Source organism: Paenibacillus sp. GCM10023252, assembly GCF_042653305.1.
In the GTDB taxonomy this organism is placed as follows: Bacteria; Bacillota; Bacilli; order Paenibacillales; family Paenibacillaceae; genus Pristimantibacillus.
In genome coordinates this window covers 143,005-159,739 of record NZ_JBHSHW010000029.1, presented here as the reverse complement: position 1 = coordinate 159,739, position 16,735 = coordinate 143,005, and the positions used below count along the sequence as shown (strand labels likewise).

Below are 16,735 nucleotides of genomic sequence, written 5' to 3'. Positions count from 1 at the left end.
AATGACCATTCATCTCTAGGAAGAAGGGAGCAATCGTATGGTGACCAAGGGATTGCCTGATGTCATTATCTATGTTGTGTCCGATGCCGCAGGAGACACGGGAGAGCTAGTCGTTCGGGCGGCAGTCGCACAGTTCCACCCGGCACATGCCGATATACGACGTGCGCCATTCATTACCGATGAAGCTGCCGTTCAGCGCTTAATTGCGTTAGCGAAGCAGAATGATGCCATTGTCCTCTATACGCTTGTGCTCCCTCATCTTAGAGAGGTGATCGGCAAGCTTGCACAGAGCGAGGGAATTGTAGCGATTGATCTGCTCGGACCGCTGATTAGCAGCCTGGAGGATAAGGTCGGTCGCAAGTCTCGGCAGGAGCCGGGGCTGAACCATGTGCTGGACGCGGATTACTTCCGCAAGGTGGATGCGGTCGAATTCGCCGTCAAGTATGATGATGCCAGAGACACGATGGGAATATTGAAGGCGGATATCGTGCTTGTAGGTGTATCGCGTACGTCCAAGACACCACTGTCTATGTATCTGGCGCACAAGGGTTACAAGGTAGCTAATATCCCGTTAGTTCCTGAATTGAAGCCGCCGGAAGAGCTGTTCAAGCTGCCGAAGGAGAAGATTATTGGACTCACGATAGGCGTTCCTTACTTGAATATTATTCGCAAGGAGAGGCTGAAGGCGCTCGGCCTGCCGAATAGCGCATCGTACGCCACGACCAATCGTATTGAACAAGAGCTTCAATATGCAGATGACATTACGAAGCGCTTAGGCTGTGTCATTATTGATGTCTCCCACCGTGCGGTAGAAGAGACGGCAAGCTTAATTATGGAATATGTTAGAACGATCTAGTTCTTTTGCAGGATTTTTTCATTATTTGCCGTATATAATAGTACGGTAATTGTATAGAAATGAGCGGTGATACGCCACATGCAGCGCAGCGCTAGAACCATAGTCGTAGATGGGGATGCTTGCCCAGTTAAGACAGAGATTGCTGAGACGGCCCGCGCCTTCTCCATTCCTGTATTAATGGTCTCATCCTATGATCACAAGCTTCAGCCTAGCGATGGAGTGAAGGTTATACAGGTAGATCGGAGCAGCCAGTCTGTTGACCTGTATATCGTCAATCATGTTGCGAAGGGTGATATCGTCGTTACTCAAGACTTCGGACTAGCGTGTATTGCAATGGCCAAGGGAGCGCTTGTCCTGTCTCCCAGAGGAGAGCAGTATGATGAGGGCAACATTGATTTCCTGATGGAGCGAAGACATGAAGCGGCCAAGAAGCGCAGGAGCGGCGGTCGTACCCGCGGACCTAAGCCGATGACGAATGAGGATCGGGAGCGATTTCAACAAAAGCTGACAAAAGTTTTACAAAGCGAGCAGGAGAAAGATTGCACGTAGCGAATATTATTCTAAATATCAGAATGTATATGAGCTCTATCGGCAGGATGAAGGTGATGGACCTGTGACATACGGGAATAAAATACCGGACGAAGTGATTGATGCGGTCCGACGACATCATGACATCGTAGAGACAGTCGGCAAGTATGTTCATCTCACGAAGCAAGGCAAGTATATGAAGGGGCTGTGCCCGTTCCATTCTGAGAAGTCCGCCTCCTTCACCGTCACGCCAGAGCTTCAAATCTTCCATTGCTACGGCTGCGGCAAGAGCGGCAATGTTATTCGGTTCTTAGAAGAGATCGAAGGTTATTCCTTCCCTGAAGCTGTCCGTGTACTGGCTGAGGAAGCGAATATTCCTGTCACCTGGAACAATCAGTCCAGCGACAAGAACTCGCCTGCTGAACTAGAACGCGCTAAGCTCGTCGAAGCACATGAGCTGACAGCTAAGCTGTATCACTACTTGCTTAACAATACGAAGCATGGACAAGCTGCCAAGGAATATCTGCGTTCGCGAGGAATGAATGACAAGCTGATTGATCAGTTCTCTATCGGGTTCGCTCCAGATCAATGGGACACGCTCGCTAGATTCCTCACCGCACGTGGATTCGATCTAGCGCTCATGGAGAAGGGCGGTCTGTTGTCAGCCAAAAACGACGGAAGCGGATTCGTTGATCGATTCCGCGGCAGAATCATGTTCCCAATCTGGGACCGGGACGGGAAGACGATTGCATTCGGCGGACGGGTCATCGATGATGGTCAGCCCAAATACTTGAATTCACCCGAGACACAGCTCTTCACAAAAGGAAGAACATTATATAACCTTCATCAAGCAAGACCTCTCTTCCGCAAGGTGAAGCGTGCCGTATTGTTCGAAGGCTATATGGATGTAATCCGGGCTTGGAGTGCTGGCGTGAAGAACGGAATTGCTACGCTCGGGACGGCTTTTACCGAGGAGCATGGGGCTCTGCTGAAGAGGCAGGTGGATGAGGTCGTACTCTGCTATGACGGGGACAACGCAGGACAAGCTGCAGCGATTAAGTCAATCCCGATTCTTGAGAAGGCTGGACTCAGAGTTTCCGTTGCTATGCTTCCGAATGGCAAGGACCCCGATGAGTTCATATCCGAATACGGACCCGAACAATTCGTTCGAGAGACCATTGAGGATCCTGTGTCCGCGTCGAAATTTAAGCTTATATATTTAAGGAAAAACCATATACTGCTAAAGGAAGAAGGCCGAAAGGACTACTTAATTGAAGCGGTAAGCATGGTTGCTGAACTTGATTCGGCAATCGAGCGTGAGATTCACTTGAAGGAGCTGTCCCGAGAGTTCGAAATCTCACTGGAATCCCTTAAGCAGCAATGTCACGAGAAACGTCAGGAATTGCAAAAAAAGAAACCGCACGGGGATAATAACGATATTTCGTGGAATAATGGTAGGAATGAAAAACGCCGTGCGTCTGGAACTCCTGCATTATTGCCAGCATACGCTCAAGCGGAAAGGCGCTTGCTTCATGTTATGATGCGTGACAGGGAAGCGGCACAGGCGGTATTGGACCGAGTTGGCGAAGCATTTAACGTAGAGGATCATGCAGCTCTAGCTGCTTACTTATATGCATTCTATGCACAGGGCTACGATCCGGATGCTGGCCGGTTTATGGCATCGCTGCAAGATGACAGACTGGAACGGACCGCAGCTTCCATTCTCATGATGGACGGAGATGTACCATTCGATGATGGGCTGTTAGAGGATTACTTGAAGGAGATGTCCAAGGTGCCTCTGCAGCGCGAGATCGACCGCAAGAAGGAAGAGATGATGCGCGCGGAACGAGCAAAGGATTATATGCTGGCGGCGCAAATGGCAAGTGAGATTATAGCCCTAGAGAGACAGCTAAAAGGTTAACTTGATGATAGGTTTTCTAGGGAGGAGGGAGTCGGAACATGGCGAATGATCAACATACTGAATTAGAGAGCGAACAAAAGCTCGACCACGTCAAAGACCAATTAATTGAACAAGGTAAAAAGAAATCCTCCTTGACTTACAAAGAGATTATAGAAAAATTATCTCCATTTGATCAAGATCCGGAACAGATTGATGAGTTTTTCGAACAGCTGGATGACCTTGGTATTGAAGTGCTAAATGAGAGAGAAGAGGAAAATCCACTACGCGCCAGCGGTGATGATGCCGAGCGTGAGAGCGATGACTTCAACTTCGACGATGATCTGGCTCTGCCCCCAGGGATTAAGATTAATGATCCTGTTCGGATGTACTTGAAGGAAATTGGCCGTGTACCGCTGCTATCCGCTGATGATGAGGTGGAATTGGCTAAGCGTATTGAGAATGGGGATGAAGAGGCGAAGAGAAGACTGGCTGAAGCGAACCTAAGACTCGTCGTTAGTATTGCGAAGCGTTATGTAGGCCGCGGCATGCTGTTCCTCGATCTTATTCAAGAAGGCAATATGGGACTGATTAAGGCTGTCGAGAAGTTCGACTTCACGAAGGGCTTCAAGTTCAGTACGTATGCCACTTGGTGGATTCGTCAAGCGATTACCCGTGCGATTGCTGACCAAGCACGAACGATACGTATTCCGGTTCATATGGTAGAGACGATTAACAAGCTCATCAGAGTGTCTCGTCAGCTGCTTCAAGAGCTGGGGCGCGAACCGACACCGGAAGAGATTGCCGCAGAGATGGAACTGAGCACAGACAAGGTCAGAGAGATTATGAAGATTGCGCAAGAGCCTGTATCCTTGGAGACACCGATTGGTGAAGAAGATGACTCGCATCTTGGCGATTTCATTGAGGATCAGGAAGCACTTGCCCCTGCAGATGCAGCAGCTTACGAGCTGCTTAAGGAGCAGTTGGAGGATGTCCTCGATACGCTGACCGAACGTGAAGAGAACGTTCTTCGCTTGCGCTTCGGGCTGGACGACGGCAGAACCAGAACGCTTGAGGAAGTTGGCAAGGTATTCGGTGTAACTCGTGAGCGTATTCGTCAGATTGAAGCGAAGGCGCTGCGCAAGCTTCGTCATCCGAGCCGCAGCAAGCGACTGAAGGATTTCCTCGAATAAGAGCTCGGTATTAGAATTGCCTATTAGTGACCTTACTGCATGTGCAGCAAGGTCTTTTTTTCCAAATTGGCTGGAGAGGAACTCGCTCGAATGAATGATGAACGCCGACAAGTGATCGTGAAGGAAATCGAGCATTGGCGTCGCAGCAAGCTGCTGCCTGATCAATATTGCGATTTTTTGTTGAATCTGTATCAGGATCCGGATCAAAGGAATTATGCATCGCCCAAGGGACGTTCTATGAGCCAAGCATTTGCCGTTTTGCAGCAAGCAACCGGCAGGCAATGGCTCCTTACTTTTGCTTTTTTTACCTTAATTTCCTTTGTTGTGCTTTATTTTAACGCTTTTCATCCTCTATTGCAAATAGCGGTTGTTAGTGGTTCTACTGCAGCATTATTGTGGTACGGCGAGCGTGTTCGTAGGCGTAATGAAGCGGCGGGACTCGTCATCATTGGTATCGGATTGTTGACTTGCATCGCATGCGGGTTATATGTGGTTAGCCTGCACGGCTGGGACGAATGGTATGGAAGAGAAATCGTATTGTCTCTGAATGCTCTCTTGTGGATCATATATGGCCTGCTTGCTCGAATCTATCCCCTCCAGCTGTGCGGCTGGATGACTGCTGCACTTGTGTATGCCGGACTGTTGTCTGCGTACACGGCACAACCTAAGTGGTATGAGGTGCAGCTCTACTGGCTGCCGGTTGCAGCCCTGTTCGGCTGGAGCGCATGGTTCGTCCACCGCTATTCGAAGCCTGTATCTGCCGTGCTGTTCTGCGCTGCAGGCTTGTTATGGTTCATGCCGGAGCTCTATTCGCTGATCTATCTTGACACAGCTGCGGCGCCTCTTCAGGTTCAACTGCTGGTTAAGTTCATCGTTGGCGGAACGTTATTATTCTCAATGCGAAAACAATGGATGGTGTGGGTAGCTTAATGATGAAATTATCAAAACGTCTGCAGCGGATTGCAGACTGTGTAACAACAGGCTCAAGAGCAGCCGATATCGGCTCGGATCATGCCATGCTTCCTGTGTACCTGCTGCAATCGGGGAAATGTCCGACAGCTATAGCGGGTGAACTTAATCGTGGTCCGTATGAAGCAGCCAAGAAGCAGGCGGCTGATGCAGGGCTGACGCAGCGGCTTCAGGTCAGGCAAGGAGACGGACTTGCTGTCCTCCTCCCAGGCGAAGCAGATACGGTAACCATTGCCGGCATGGGCGGAAGCTTAATGTCAGATATATTGGAGAGCGGCCTGCTCTCTGGCAAGCTGGATGGTGTCAAGGAGCTGGTGCTGCAGCCTAATGTAGGAGAAGACAGAGTGCGAGCCTGGCTGCTGAAGGAGCATTGGTGGCTCCAAGCCGAGTACATTCTGGAAGAGGACAGCAAGATCTATGAGGTTCTTCATGCAGTTAGACATCCGGAGGCTGCAGAGCACAATGAAGCTCTCTATTCGCAGAGTATTCTGCCTCTAGAGCTGGATGAAGAGTCAAGGAAGCAGCTGTATCTGAAGATGGGGCCATATCTGCTGCAGCAGCCAGATCCCGTGCTCATTCGCAAGTGGGCCTCAGAGCGAAGCAAGCTTGAACGGGTAGTTAGACAGCTGGGCGAGTCGGAGCTGGAGGAAGCGCGGCAGCGGGCTGAGCAATTCCGCAGCGAGCTGGAACAGTTGGAGGAGGTGCTGCAATGTATATCCACGGACAGGCACTAATTCAGATCATGGAGCAGTTAGCTCCCAAGCATTATGCAGTCGAAGGCGACAAGATTGGTCTGCAGCTCGGTACGCTTCACAAAGAAGTGAGAAGAGTGCTGGTTGCTCTGGATGTAACGGATGAAGTCGTTGATGAGGCCATTGCGTGCGGCGCAGACTTGATTATCGCTCATCATGCCATTATCTTCCGTCCTCTTGCGAAGATCGATACGGCAACACCGGCAGGGAGGCTGTATGAGAAGTTAATCAAGCATGATATCGCTGTCTATATCTCTCATACGAATCTGGATGTCGCAGACGGGGGAATCAACGACTGGATGGCGGATCTCGTCGGAATAGCGGCAGGAGGAAGGTCCAGTCTGGAAGAGGTGCATACAGACAAGCTGCTGAAGCTGGTCGTATTCGTACCGAAGAGCCATCATGAGCAGGTGCTGGAGGCCATCTGGCATGCGGGAGCCGGGGAGATCGGGAACTACAGCAAGTGTTCGTTCAACATAGAAGGGACGGGCACCTTCCTACCAGGCGCGGATACAGCTCCTTACATAGGGAAGCCGGGCGTCCTCGAGCGTACGGCAGAGATGCGCATTGAAGTCGTCGTTCCGCACTCCGCGCACCGCAAGGTGGTCAGCGCGATGCTGAAGGCTCACCCTTACGAGGAAGTCGCATACGATCTATATCCGAACGACCTTAAGGGCAGATCCTTCGGTCTCGGCCGTGTCGGCAAGCTGATAGAGCCAATCTCATTAAGGGAGCTCGTGAATCGGGTGAAAATCGCCTTCAATGTCCCGCAGCTGCGACTTGTCGGCGACCCTGACCGTATCATCCGCAAGGCTGCAGTTCTCGGCGGTTCAGGCTCCAGATATGTTCGACATGCCATCTATGCAGGCGCAGATGTACTCATCACCGGTGACGTCGATTATCATACCGCCCATGACGCACTCGCTGCCGGAGTAGCGATTATCGACCCTGGGCATAACGTGGAGAAGATTATGAAGCAAGGTGTTACCGATTATCTCAATAGAGAGCTTGCGAGCCGCAAGGTGAACACGGTTGTCACTGCTTCAGCTCTCTCGACAGAGCCATTCCAGTTCGTATAGACCTATTTCCACAATTGGAATACGTATTGGGTTGAGCTTTGCCGCAATAACTTGTATACTTATTCGTGCACCGGAAAGTTTGACAGACAATCGCTGGCAGCTAACAGCTGCGAGAGGAAAGTCCGGGCTCCGTAAGGCAGGATGCTGGATAACGTCCAGTCAGCGCGAGCTGAAGGATAGTGCCACAGAAATGGACCGCCGATGGCCGGCCTTGTGCCGGCACAGGTAAGGGTGGAACCGTGGTGTAAGAGACCACGAGGAGCATTGGTGACAATGCTCCTGGTAAACCCCATCTGGAGCAAGACCGAAGAGGACGCAGCAGCTTCGCGCTGCAGCTTTTGCCTGAAGCGCGTCCGGGTTGGTCGCTTGAGCCGCTTAGCAATGAGCGGCCTAGATAGATGATTGTCGCTTCACTAGTGGGAGGGTCGTTCCCGTTATGACCACCAGAAGTACAGAACCCGGCTTAAGGCAAACTTTCCGCAACGTATGTATTCTGAATGAACAAGCAAGCCCACCCGATCCTTCAATGGATAGGGTGGGCTTATTTGCTGTTGCCTATGGCTCAGATGATGAATACAAGCTGTTCCTTAAGGAATCAATTCATGTAACGTCGTGAGATCTCATTCAGTCTAGCCTTCACCTGCTCCGGATAATTCTGAAGTGAGGTGCTGCTCTGTGTAGCGGCTGACAAGGCACGGTCAACATCAATCAGTCCGTAACCGAAGTCATTATCCTTGCCAGGTGTGCCGAGATCTACAGCCGAATTCCGCATAATATCCATAACCTCTGCATTCGTAAGCTTAGGATTGGCGGATCGAATTAATGCCGCCAGCGCAGCGACGTGCGGACTAGCCATTGATGTGCCAGACAGCGCTGCATATTGCCCCCCTGGGTAAGTGCTAGCGATGCTTGCACCAGGTGCTGCAACGTCGATATAATCTCCGTAATTGGAGAAGGAGGCACGCTTGGACTTGGCGTCTGTAGCCCCTACAGCGAACACTTCTGGATAAGCCGCCGGGTAACCTGGCCGCTCCGTATTGTCATTGCCAGAAGCTGCGATGAGGACGACATCTCTCTCGTATGCATACTTAATGGCATCATGAAGGAATTCAGCTTGGGCATAATTGCCTAAGCTCATATTAATGACCTTCGCCCCATTATCTACAGCCCATATAATACCTTGGGCTACCGAATAAGTAGAGCCTGCTCCGCTGCTGTCCAGCACCTTGATAGGCATAATCTTGTTATACCAGGACACACCAGCTACGCCTTCTCCGTTGTTAACAGTTGCTCCTATAATGCCAGCAACATGTGTACCATGACCGACGTCATCCTCAGGCTCAGCATTGCTGTCTACGATATTAAGGCCCTTGACAAGCTTGCCTTGCAAGTCCGGATGGTTCTGCTGAACACCGGTGTCTAACACAGCGACGATAACTTGCTCATTGCCCTTGGATCTTGACCAGCCCTTCTCAGTCTCAATGGAAGGAAGGTTCCATTGGTACTCCGAGTACAGCAGGTCATTCGGGACGATAGCTTGTTGTTCTTGTGCAGTCTCATTCGTCATATACAGATAATGAGGCTCCACATAAGCCGGCTTCCACACCTCGTTGAAGTAATCAACCAATTGCCGGGCATCCATATCTTGCGACCGGAAGATATAGTGATCACGCAGCTGCCTCGTCGATATCGCTCGAATCTCATACTGAATCTTATTCAGATCCTGCTTGGACAGAGGCTGTGTGAACTTCACCACGACATCCTTCACATGATAATGACTGGCATTGCCGTTGTCTTCACCGCTCTGTACATGAATATCCTGATTCGTGTTAGGGTCAACGGATTCAATCCGATAATTGCCCTCATGGGGATAGGGGACAAGCCGGAGATTACGTCTCTGATGGGCTTCCACCTGCTTGACAATGTCCTGCATGACCACACTGACAATACCCATGCCCTTGCTCCTCTGATCAGGTACACCAAGCACCATATAAGAACTGCCGTCATCGCCTTGGAAAACAGGAGATTCATACTTGCCCCCTTGCTTCACCCGCGCAGCTGCTGCTGTAACATAGCTGGATGCTGTACCGCTCTTGGTAGGAGGAAGCTTGCCCTTGTGCACCGAACGTGAGCCTGCAATCCATGACACATAGTGCATATGCTGATGGCTGCTCATCATATGATCAACCATCTTAGCTCGGCTGCTTCCGCTAGTGGTCTGTGCCATCATTCGCCTGAAGTCCTTCGTGCATTCCGTCATGCAGAGCATTGCCGTTGCTTCCTTATCCTGGTCGACAGCAGCAAGCTTGGCAGATTGCTCCTGCTGTTCGGAACGCACCTGTTGTTCGCGGCTATTGCCGTCAGGCTTCGTATCTAACAGTCTAGTCTGCGGCAGTAACAGCACCGCGGCAGCAAGCACACTCAGTAGTCCAACCCATCTCGTTCTCATGTTCCTTGACCTCCATTAGCTTCAGACACGCAGTAGCTTGTGCTTAAGTTCACCTTAGATTAAGGAGTACGAGGGTAAAATATGCGGCGGCTGATGCGAAACGCCAGTACCACTTCTATGAAATTTGTGGTACTATGTTGATGCTTAAGTTTTTTTTCGATATCTCATCGCGAGACGAGCTTATGCCGCCAGAGAACGGCGACAGCCGTTTACGCTTTGTCTGGATTATGAAAGGGGATCTACCTATGCCGGCTACTAACGTTAAATCACTCAGCGAAACGACTCGCACAAAACTGAAAGACGCAGTACAACAGCTAGAATTATTCCTGAACCACTATACGCTTAGTCAATTGACTGAGTCCGACAGCGGAGACGAAGCTGGGACGTTCTATAAAGGCTTGCTGTCCGACTTGCGCCACTTACTGGTATTCTCCGAAGTGTCCGTTGAGAAGCTGGGAATTCTCCTAAGAAGGCCTAATTTCGATATTGAATACGCTGAACGCGCTCTGTATGACGTCTATCATCAAAGTGTGAACGCCTTCTTCTATCCGAAAAATGAAGGCTATTCCGAGGATGGCCGTTATGCTTATACGGGACAAGATGCGATCCGCTTCCGCTTCAAGCCGCTTCGCGAAGCCAGAGATATCGTCCTCAGCGTATCTAAGATCTATGAAGAGCTTCGTGATGAGCTGTCTTATTATGAGACAGATTACATGACTCAGCGCCGGATGCAAGGGCAAAAATAAGGCAGAATACATCACCTTCGTTCAGGGAAACTTGATAACGGAGGTGATTTTACTTATGCCAAACGGCGTAATGTGCAGTGTATCCAATTGCAGCTTCTGGAAGCAGGGCAATCAATGTCATGCCGATGAGATTATGATCGATATTGACAAGCATGCAGCAGTGGATCTGGATACAGAATTCGCAGATGAGGGCTTCGGTCTGAAGCATCAGGATACGGCGGAGAGCTCTTCCGTTACCTGCTGCCACACGTTCAAGCCAATAGGAAAGTAATTCATGGACGACCATTCTCACCTTAAGGGGCGATAAAGAATGAACTTGTCCGAAGAAGAACCGATTAATGACCGCAAGCCGCTGAAGCATCAGAATCATACGGATTCTGGTCCGCTCACTGGACCATGGGATCTTCTCAATGTGAATGAGGAGATGGGAACCGATTACGCGGTTGACCGCTTCACCGTCCATCCCGCCCGAGCTCGCACCACTTCTGCTCAGCCAGCAGAGGTGCCAGAGGAGCGCTCTGACGGATTCGCCTTAGGCTGGGTAGCGCTCTTGTTCGCTGGAGCCTCCTGGTTCATATGGCCGATCTTGATGGGGCTGGCAGCAGCTGTATTAGGCTTCGTTGCCTATCGGCAGGGGGCTAAGGGGCTGGGAGTGTGGTCAATAACGATCGGCCTTATCGCGGCGACCGTTTACCTTGTGCTGCTTCCCTTTTATTATGCAATCACCTGACTTATTTGGAGCCGAGGAAGCCATTCAGCTTTCTCGGTTTTTTTTAGGGGCAGCATTATGAAGTGCCGCATCATCGAGTACTGGAACTAACCTCTAATAACCTGTACAATAGATACCGATAGTGTAGTTGAAGGTATTCTCATCAACAGGAGGACTTATGAGCATAGATCCCCGCACAATCAAGGCACTTCTTCAGCTTCAACTAACGCCAAGCTTGAATAATCAATTCCAATCTTCACCACTGAACGCCAATAATGGCGACAGCCGGCTGTTCGATGAGCTGCTATCGCAGGTCATGGGAGCTTCCGCGACATCAGCAGGAGAGCCGATCTATAAGCCATATACATCTGATGGAATTATTCCTATGTCTCTCATAGATGCAAGTGCGCCTGCTTCATCACCTGACCATACTGATTCCAGCTATGATGGGATCATACAGGAAGCGGCTGCGAAGTACGGAGTGGATCCTTCCCTAATCCGCGCGGTTATACATACGGAATCAGGCTTCGAGCCGAATGCGGTATCCTCGGCTGGAGCTAAGGGCCTCATGCAGCTAATGGACGGAACGGCTCGCGGACTGGGCGTGCAGGATTCATTCGACCCTCGTCAGAATGTAGAAGGCGGCACGAAGTATCTAGGCTATCTCCTGAGGAAGTACAACGGGCATGAAGGAGTAGCGCTTGCTGCTTACAATGCTGGGCCTGGACGGGTTGATCGACTTGGCATTGCAACCACTGAAGACTTGTTAGCGAAGCTGGATTCTCTGCCACAAGAGACACAGAACTATGTAAGCAAGGTACTGCAAGCTAAGGGGTAAGAGTAACGAGGCAGAATTACGATGCAGATCACGATGGAAGAATGGCCGCGAGGCAGCTTCCGTCGTTGGTCTTTTATTTTTTATAAGAGAGCGAGGTGTTGTTCATGTTGTACTTCGACCATTGCGCATCTACTCCGCCGCATGAGGAAGTCATTCAGACTCTGCTGGAAGTGACCCGGACTCATTATGCCAATCCAGCTTCTATTCACCAGGCAGGCGCAGATGCTGAGAAGTTAATCCAGCGTGCCAAGTCGGTGCTGGCTGCGATGCTAGGAGGAAGGACAGAAGAATGGACGATGACCTCGGGAGGGACCGAGAGCAATAATCTTGCCATTAAGGGAATTGCCAGGCAGTATGAGACGAGAGGCAAGCATCTCATTACTACACAGATTGAGCATGCTTCCGTATACGAGTCCTTCAGACAGCTAGAGAGGGAAGGCTTCCACGTCACCTATCTGCCGGTGGACGGCAATGGGCAAGTCAGGCTGGAGGACCTTCGTCAAGCACTCACAGATGAGACTACTCTCGTCAGCATTATGCATGTGAACAATGAGATGGGGGCTGTTCAGCCTCTTGAAGAGATTGGCAGACTGCTTGCACTCAGGAAGAGAACCTATCTGCATGTTGATGCAGTTCAGAGTATCGGGAAGCTGCCGATTGAGCTCGACAAGTGGGGGGTAGATGCTCTGACGGCTTCCGCTCACAAGCTGAGAGGACCGAAGGGGGTAGGCTTCCTGTACGTCAGAGAAGGAGTGCAGCTGTATCCCCTATTGTCAGGAGGAGGCAGCGGTCCGAAGCCGGGCACGGCTAATGTTCCTGGCATCGTTGCAGCGGCGAAGGCTGTGCGGCTGGCTGTTCAATCCGCAGATCAGCGCAGGAATAAGATGTATGAGCTGCGCGAGCAGCTCCTTGCAGGGCTGGATGCGATACCTGAACTTCGAGTGAACGGATCTAGATCAGGCTGGCCGGTCATGGCCCCTCATATTATCAACTTCTCCTACCCAGGTATGAAGCCCGAGGTTATGGTTCATATGTTGGAAGAGAACGATATCCTTGCCTCTACGAAGTCGGCTTGCTCCTCCAAGGAGGACAAGCCTAGCCGGGTCCTGCTCGCGATGGGGGCAGATCGAGCTCGCGCTTCAGGTGGAATTCGTGTAAGCTTGGGCGATGAGCATGATGCGGTGGATATGGATAAGCTGAGCAAGGCGCTGCAGCTGGTCGTGGAGAAGCTGCGGCCGCTTGAGAGGAGAAGTTAAGTACGAATGAATTACGATATGATACTGCTCAGATTCGGAGAGATCTATGTGAAGGGCAGGAACAGAAGCAAGTTCGAGAAGTCGATGATGGCTCAAGTGAAGGGGGCTATGAAGCCCTATGAGCGACTGACTTATCTCCGTACGTTCGGTCGGATATTCGTGAAGCTGAATGGCGAAGCTTACCAGCCCGTTGCGGAACGTCTCAGCCAAGTGTTCGGCATTGTAAGCTTCAGTCCGGTCATGAGGGTTGATTCTGAGCTTGAGGTCATCCGCAAGGCTGCCTTGGAGCTAGTACACGCTCGCAGGGATAGTGCCAGTACCTTCAAGGTGTCAGTGAAGCGGGGGTGGAAGGAATTCCCTTATCCTTCTCAAGAGATGAATCACTTGGTTGGCTCACATATTCTTCGGGCTACGCCAGAGCTTAAGGTAGACGTTCGTCAGCCGGAATTGGAGCTGAGGGTAGACATCCAGGCAGAGGGAACCTATATATACTGTGAGGTCGTCCAAGGCGCAGGAGGATACCCCTATGGATCCAACGGCAAGGCGATGCTGCTCTTGTCTGGAGGGATTGACAGCCCGGCAGCGGGCTGGATGGCATTGCGTCGTGGTCTGGAGCTTGAGGCTGTGCACTTCCACAGTTATCCGTTCACGAGTGACAAGGCGAAGGACAAGGTCATTGAGCTGGCGAAGAAGCTGGCCTATTATAGCGGGGTTCCTCTGAAGCTGCATCTGGTGCCCTTCACGGACATTCAGACTGCTCTCACTCAGATGAAGCAGGATCCGCTTATTATTACGCTAATGCGCAGATCGATGCTGCGTATTACGGAGAGTCTAGCCGAAGCGCAGGGAGCGCTTGGCATCGTAACCGGAGACAGCTTGGGGCAGGTAGCCAGTCAGACCTTGTCTTCCATGAACGTAATCGGCAGGGCAACGGACTTGCCGCTCTTGCGACCACTCATTACCATGGACAAGGAACAGATTATACAGCTTGCTAAGGATATTGGTACCTACACGACTTCTATTCTTCCCTATGAAGACTGTTGTTCCTTGTTCCTGCCTAAGTCGCCGAGCACGAATCCTAATCTGAGGGTCGTCCAGAAGGTTGAGGAGTTCATTCCTGAATATGATCGGATGATCGCAGAGGCGATAGCAGGTACAGAGCAGCTAGTTCTCTCTCCAGACCCAGGTGAAGGGAAGCGGGCCACTGAACAAGAGGACAGCTGGTTCTGAGTAAGACATACTAATGAGACCACATATCGTTGCATAACAAGAAGAAGCAGGAATCCCCTTAGTGGGATTCGCTGCTTCTTCTTGTTACGTTCGCTTGCTTCTTCTTGTTCGTGAGCAGACCTGCCGAGATAATGACGATAATCATTAAGATCATGAAGGACCAAGAGAATAGCGAGCTCTCCTTGAATAATGGCTCCAACCAATGATCATGAGTGATCATCTTCGCTGCGGTATAAGCAAGTACGGCAGACCCAACATATACGATCCATGGGAACCGGTTGATCAGCTTGATGAATAGCGTACTGCCCCACACGATGATAGGTACGGAGATAAGAAGTCCTAATACAACGAGCAGCAGGTTATGATTCGCTGCCCCTGCAACTGCAATGACATTATCGATACCCATTGCTGCATCCGCAATAATGATGGTGCGCACGGATTGTCCTAGTGTGTTGCCGGCGGTTATGTTGTCATGCTCATTCTCCTGAACGAGCAGCTTGTACGCAATCCATAGCAGCAATACTCCTCCAATCAGCTGAAGACCAGGAAGATTAAGCAGGTAGACTACACCTAAGGTTGCGATGATTCGGATACCGACTGCACCCATTGATCCGTATAGTATGGCTTTCTTCTGCTGGTCAGCAGGCAGCCGGCGTGCGGCTAGACCAATGACGATGGCGTTGTCACCAGCAAGGATTAAGTCTATGAATACGATCGTTGAGAGGGCAATTAGCCAGTCCATTGAGAATAATTCCATGATGTTGTGTGTCCTCCCCATTCAAGGGCTCGTGAGAACCCTATCGTCCTTTGCTTACGTTTGCCATTATAGAAGGATTCAATTACTTTGTAAACTTGTCTGCTCTGGACAACCTCTGGACATATTGCTGGCCGTACAAGCATACAGCTGTTAAGAGGGAGGGGGATAACCTATTGGACAACTTATTATTGTTTCTTCAGATCCTTCTAATCAACGTACTGCTAAGCGGTGATAATGCCATCGTCATCGCAATGGCCAGTCAGCAGCTTCCGCCAGAGCAGCGCAAGCGTGCAGTATGGTGGGGGGCAGCAGCAGCTGTCGGACTTCGGTGTCTGCTTACACTCGCTGCCATCTCGTTGCTCCAGGTCCCCTACCTGCAGGCAGTAGGTGCGGTCTTGCTGCTCTACATTGCCGTCAAGCTGCTGGCTGATGCGGGAGTGGGGGACAGCAGTCATATTGTGGGGAAGCCAAGATCGCTGTCGCATGCTGTACGCACGATTATTGCTGCTGATTTTATTATGAGCCTTGACAATGTTTTGGCTATTGCGGCGGTTGCGGAGGGGGAACCCGTTCTTATTCTGCTCGGAATCGGACTCAGCATACCGATGATTATTTGGGGGAGCCAGATGCTTGGGGTATTGCTTGGCCGATTTCCTTTCTTCATCTATATAGGAGCTGGATTGCTCGGCTATGCGGCTGGAGAGATGCTGGTCAGCGACCCAGGTCTTCACAGACTCATTCTTCACGGCTGGGAGCCTTGGTTCGATGCCATTCCTCTGCTGGGCATTCCTTTTGTCATCATTGCCGGATTGCTGAAGCGAAGGAACTGATAGGTGTATTGTAGCAAAAAATGCGTCAAAAACCGCTCATTCTTCGCAGATGATCGGTTTTTTTGTCGTGTTCAACGGTTTCCACTGGTTTTTTGTACGGGATTCCTATAAACTAGTAAAGATAAAAACTGTTGTCTTTGTAAGGAGCGGAACGCCAATGCCTAATAATAAATATTCCGCTGGAATCATTATGCTGCTGGCTGGGGTCGTAATTTTACTGGGTAAGCTAGGAGTGTTCGGTATTCTCGGCGCGCTGTTCTGGCCGCTGCTGGTCCTCATTCCCGGCATTCTGCTGCATGTGCTGTATTTTGGCAGATTGCTGCCGGCTGTCGTCCTCGTACCCGGCGGTATGCTTATTGTTTATGCACTGCTGTTCGTGTTTTGCAACATTCTGGGCTGGGATACGATCAAGTATTTGTGGCCGTTGTTCCTATTCGGGATCGCAACCGGCTTGTACGAATATTATGTGTTCGGTTCCTCCCGAACCCGTATGCTGTTAACGGTGTCCATCGCGCTTGCTGCTTCGTCCGCGGTACTATTGCTCCTCAGCCTCTTGTGGAGCTGGGGAATCTACCTTATTGCGGTTCTGCTCATTGCAGCCGGCACGCTGATGACGTTCGGAAGACGGGCACGTTGGTAAGAAGAA

The 16,735-nt window shown here is 50.8% G+C and carries 17 protein-coding genes and 1 other RNA gene; 16 read left to right on the top strand and 2 right to left on the bottom strand.

Features of this window, described 5'->3' with window-relative positions:
• The first annotated feature begins 37 nt into the window (after positions 1–37).
• The 8 genes from ACFO9Q_RS17060 to rnpB all read left to right on the top strand — a co-directional run bounded on the left by ACFO9Q_RS17060 (position 38) and on the right by rnpB (position 7,755).
• Complete coding sequence (locus tag ACFO9Q_RS17060) at positions 38–856, top strand: pyruvate, water dikinase regulatory protein (protein ID WP_379184228.1); 819 nt, start codon at positions 38–40, stop codon at positions 854–856.
• Between the two features lie 78 nt (positions 857–934).
• Complete coding sequence (locus tag ACFO9Q_RS17055) at positions 935–1,405, top strand: YaiI/YqxD family protein (RefSeq protein ID WP_379184226.1); 471 nt, start codon at positions 935–937, stop codon at positions 1,403–1,405.
• A 64-nt stretch (positions 1,406–1,469) separates the two neighbouring features.
• Positions 1,470–3,305 (top strand): DNA primase, encoded by a 1,836-nt coding sequence (dnaG, locus tag ACFO9Q_RS17050; RefSeq protein WP_379184224.1) that lies wholly within the window; start codon positions 1,470–1,472, stop codon positions 3,303–3,305.
• A gap of 38 nt (positions 3,306–3,343) precedes the next feature.
• Positions 3,344–4,474, top strand: coding sequence for an RNA polymerase sigma factor RpoD (gene rpoD, locus ACFO9Q_RS17045; protein ID WP_379184222.1), 1,131 nt, complete (start codon positions 3,344–3,346; stop codon positions 4,472–4,474).
• 90 nt (positions 4,475–4,564) lie between these two features.
• Complete coding sequence (locus tag ACFO9Q_RS17040) at positions 4,565–5,404, top strand: hypothetical protein (protein WP_379184220.1); 840 nt, start codon at positions 4,565–4,567, stop codon at positions 5,402–5,404.
• Positions 5,404–6,177 (top strand): tRNA (adenine(22)-N(1))-methyltransferase, encoded by a 774-nt coding sequence (locus ACFO9Q_RS17035; protein WP_379184218.1) that lies wholly within the window; start codon positions 5,404–5,406, stop codon positions 6,175–6,177. The genes ACFO9Q_RS17040 and ACFO9Q_RS17035 overlap by 1 nt, the downstream gene beginning before the upstream one ends.
• On the top strand, positions 6,153–7,274 hold the full coding sequence (locus tag ACFO9Q_RS17030; protein WP_379184216.1) for a Nif3-like dinuclear metal center hexameric protein: 1,122 nt from the start codon (positions 6,153–6,155) through the stop codon (positions 7,272–7,274). The genes ACFO9Q_RS17035 and ACFO9Q_RS17030 overlap by 25 nt, the downstream gene beginning before the upstream one ends.
• Before the next feature lie 74 nt (positions 7,275–7,348).
• An RNA gene (gene rnpB, locus ACFO9Q_RS17025) (RNase P RNA component class A) lies at positions 7,349–7,755 on the top strand.
• 114 nt (positions 7,756–7,869) lie between these two features.
• On the opposite strand, the gene ACFO9Q_RS17020 is transcribed toward rnpB, so the two are convergent.
• Positions 7,870–9,723, bottom strand: a complete 1,854-nt coding sequence (locus ACFO9Q_RS17020; protein WP_379184214.1) for a S8 family peptidase — start codon at positions 9,721–9,723, stop codon at positions 7,870–7,872.
• 245 nt (positions 9,724–9,968) lie between these two features.
• Between ACFO9Q_RS17020 and ACFO9Q_RS17015 the strand changes: the two genes are divergently transcribed.
• From ACFO9Q_RS17015 to thiI, 6 genes are all read left to right on the top strand, one after another.
• Positions 9,969–10,469 (top strand): YpuI family protein, encoded by a 501-nt coding sequence (locus tag ACFO9Q_RS17015; RefSeq protein WP_379184212.1) that lies wholly within the window; start codon positions 9,969–9,971, stop codon positions 10,467–10,469.
• A 55-nt stretch (positions 10,470–10,524) separates the two neighbouring features.
• Complete coding sequence (locus tag ACFO9Q_RS17010; protein WP_379184210.1) at positions 10,525–10,740, top strand: DUF1540 domain-containing protein; 216 nt, start codon at positions 10,525–10,527, stop codon at positions 10,738–10,740.
• A gap of 39 nt (positions 10,741–10,779) precedes the next feature.
• Positions 10,780–11,199: a hypothetical protein gene (locus tag ACFO9Q_RS17005; protein ID WP_379184208.1), complete on the top strand. Its 420-nt coding sequence runs from the start codon at positions 10,780–10,782 to the stop codon at positions 11,197–11,199.
• 157 nt (positions 11,200–11,356) lie between these two features.
• A complete protein-coding gene (locus tag ACFO9Q_RS17000) occupies positions 11,357–12,016 on the top strand; it encodes a lytic transglycosylase domain-containing protein (protein WP_379184206.1) in 660 nt (219 codons plus the stop codon).
• Positions 12,017–12,120: 104 nt separating this feature from the next.
• Positions 12,121–13,272, top strand: a complete 1,152-nt coding sequence (locus ACFO9Q_RS16995) for a cysteine desulfurase family protein (RefSeq protein WP_379184593.1) — start codon at positions 12,121–12,123, stop codon at positions 13,270–13,272.
• Positions 13,273–13,278: 6 nt separating this feature from the next.
• The gene (gene thiI / locus ACFO9Q_RS16990; protein ID WP_379184204.1) at positions 13,279–14,502 is read left to right on the top strand and encodes a tRNA uracil 4-sulfurtransferase ThiI; all 1,224 of its coding nucleotides are present in this window, start codon (positions 13,279–13,281) and stop codon (positions 14,500–14,502) included.
• Positions 14,503–14,560: 58 nt separating this feature from the next.
• Here the strand turns inward: thiI and ACFO9Q_RS16985 are convergent, their stop codons facing one another.
• Positions 14,561–15,259 (bottom strand): TerC family protein, encoded by a 699-nt coding sequence (locus ACFO9Q_RS16985; RefSeq protein ID WP_379184202.1) that lies wholly within the window; start codon positions 15,257–15,259, stop codon positions 14,561–14,563.
• A 173-nt stretch (positions 15,260–15,432) separates the two neighbouring features.
• Between ACFO9Q_RS16985 and ACFO9Q_RS16980 the strand changes: the two genes are divergently transcribed.
• Both ACFO9Q_RS16980 and ACFO9Q_RS16975 read left to right on the top strand, forming a co-directional pair.
• Positions 15,433–16,089 (top strand): TerC family protein, encoded by a 657-nt coding sequence (locus ACFO9Q_RS16980; protein WP_379184200.1) that lies wholly within the window; start codon positions 15,433–15,435, stop codon positions 16,087–16,089.
• A 157-nt stretch (positions 16,090–16,246) separates the two neighbouring features.
• Positions 16,247–16,729 (top strand): hypothetical protein, encoded by a 483-nt coding sequence (locus ACFO9Q_RS16975; RefSeq protein WP_379184198.1) that lies wholly within the window; start codon positions 16,247–16,249, stop codon positions 16,727–16,729.
• The last annotated feature ends 6 nt before the right edge of the window (positions 16,730–16,735 follow it).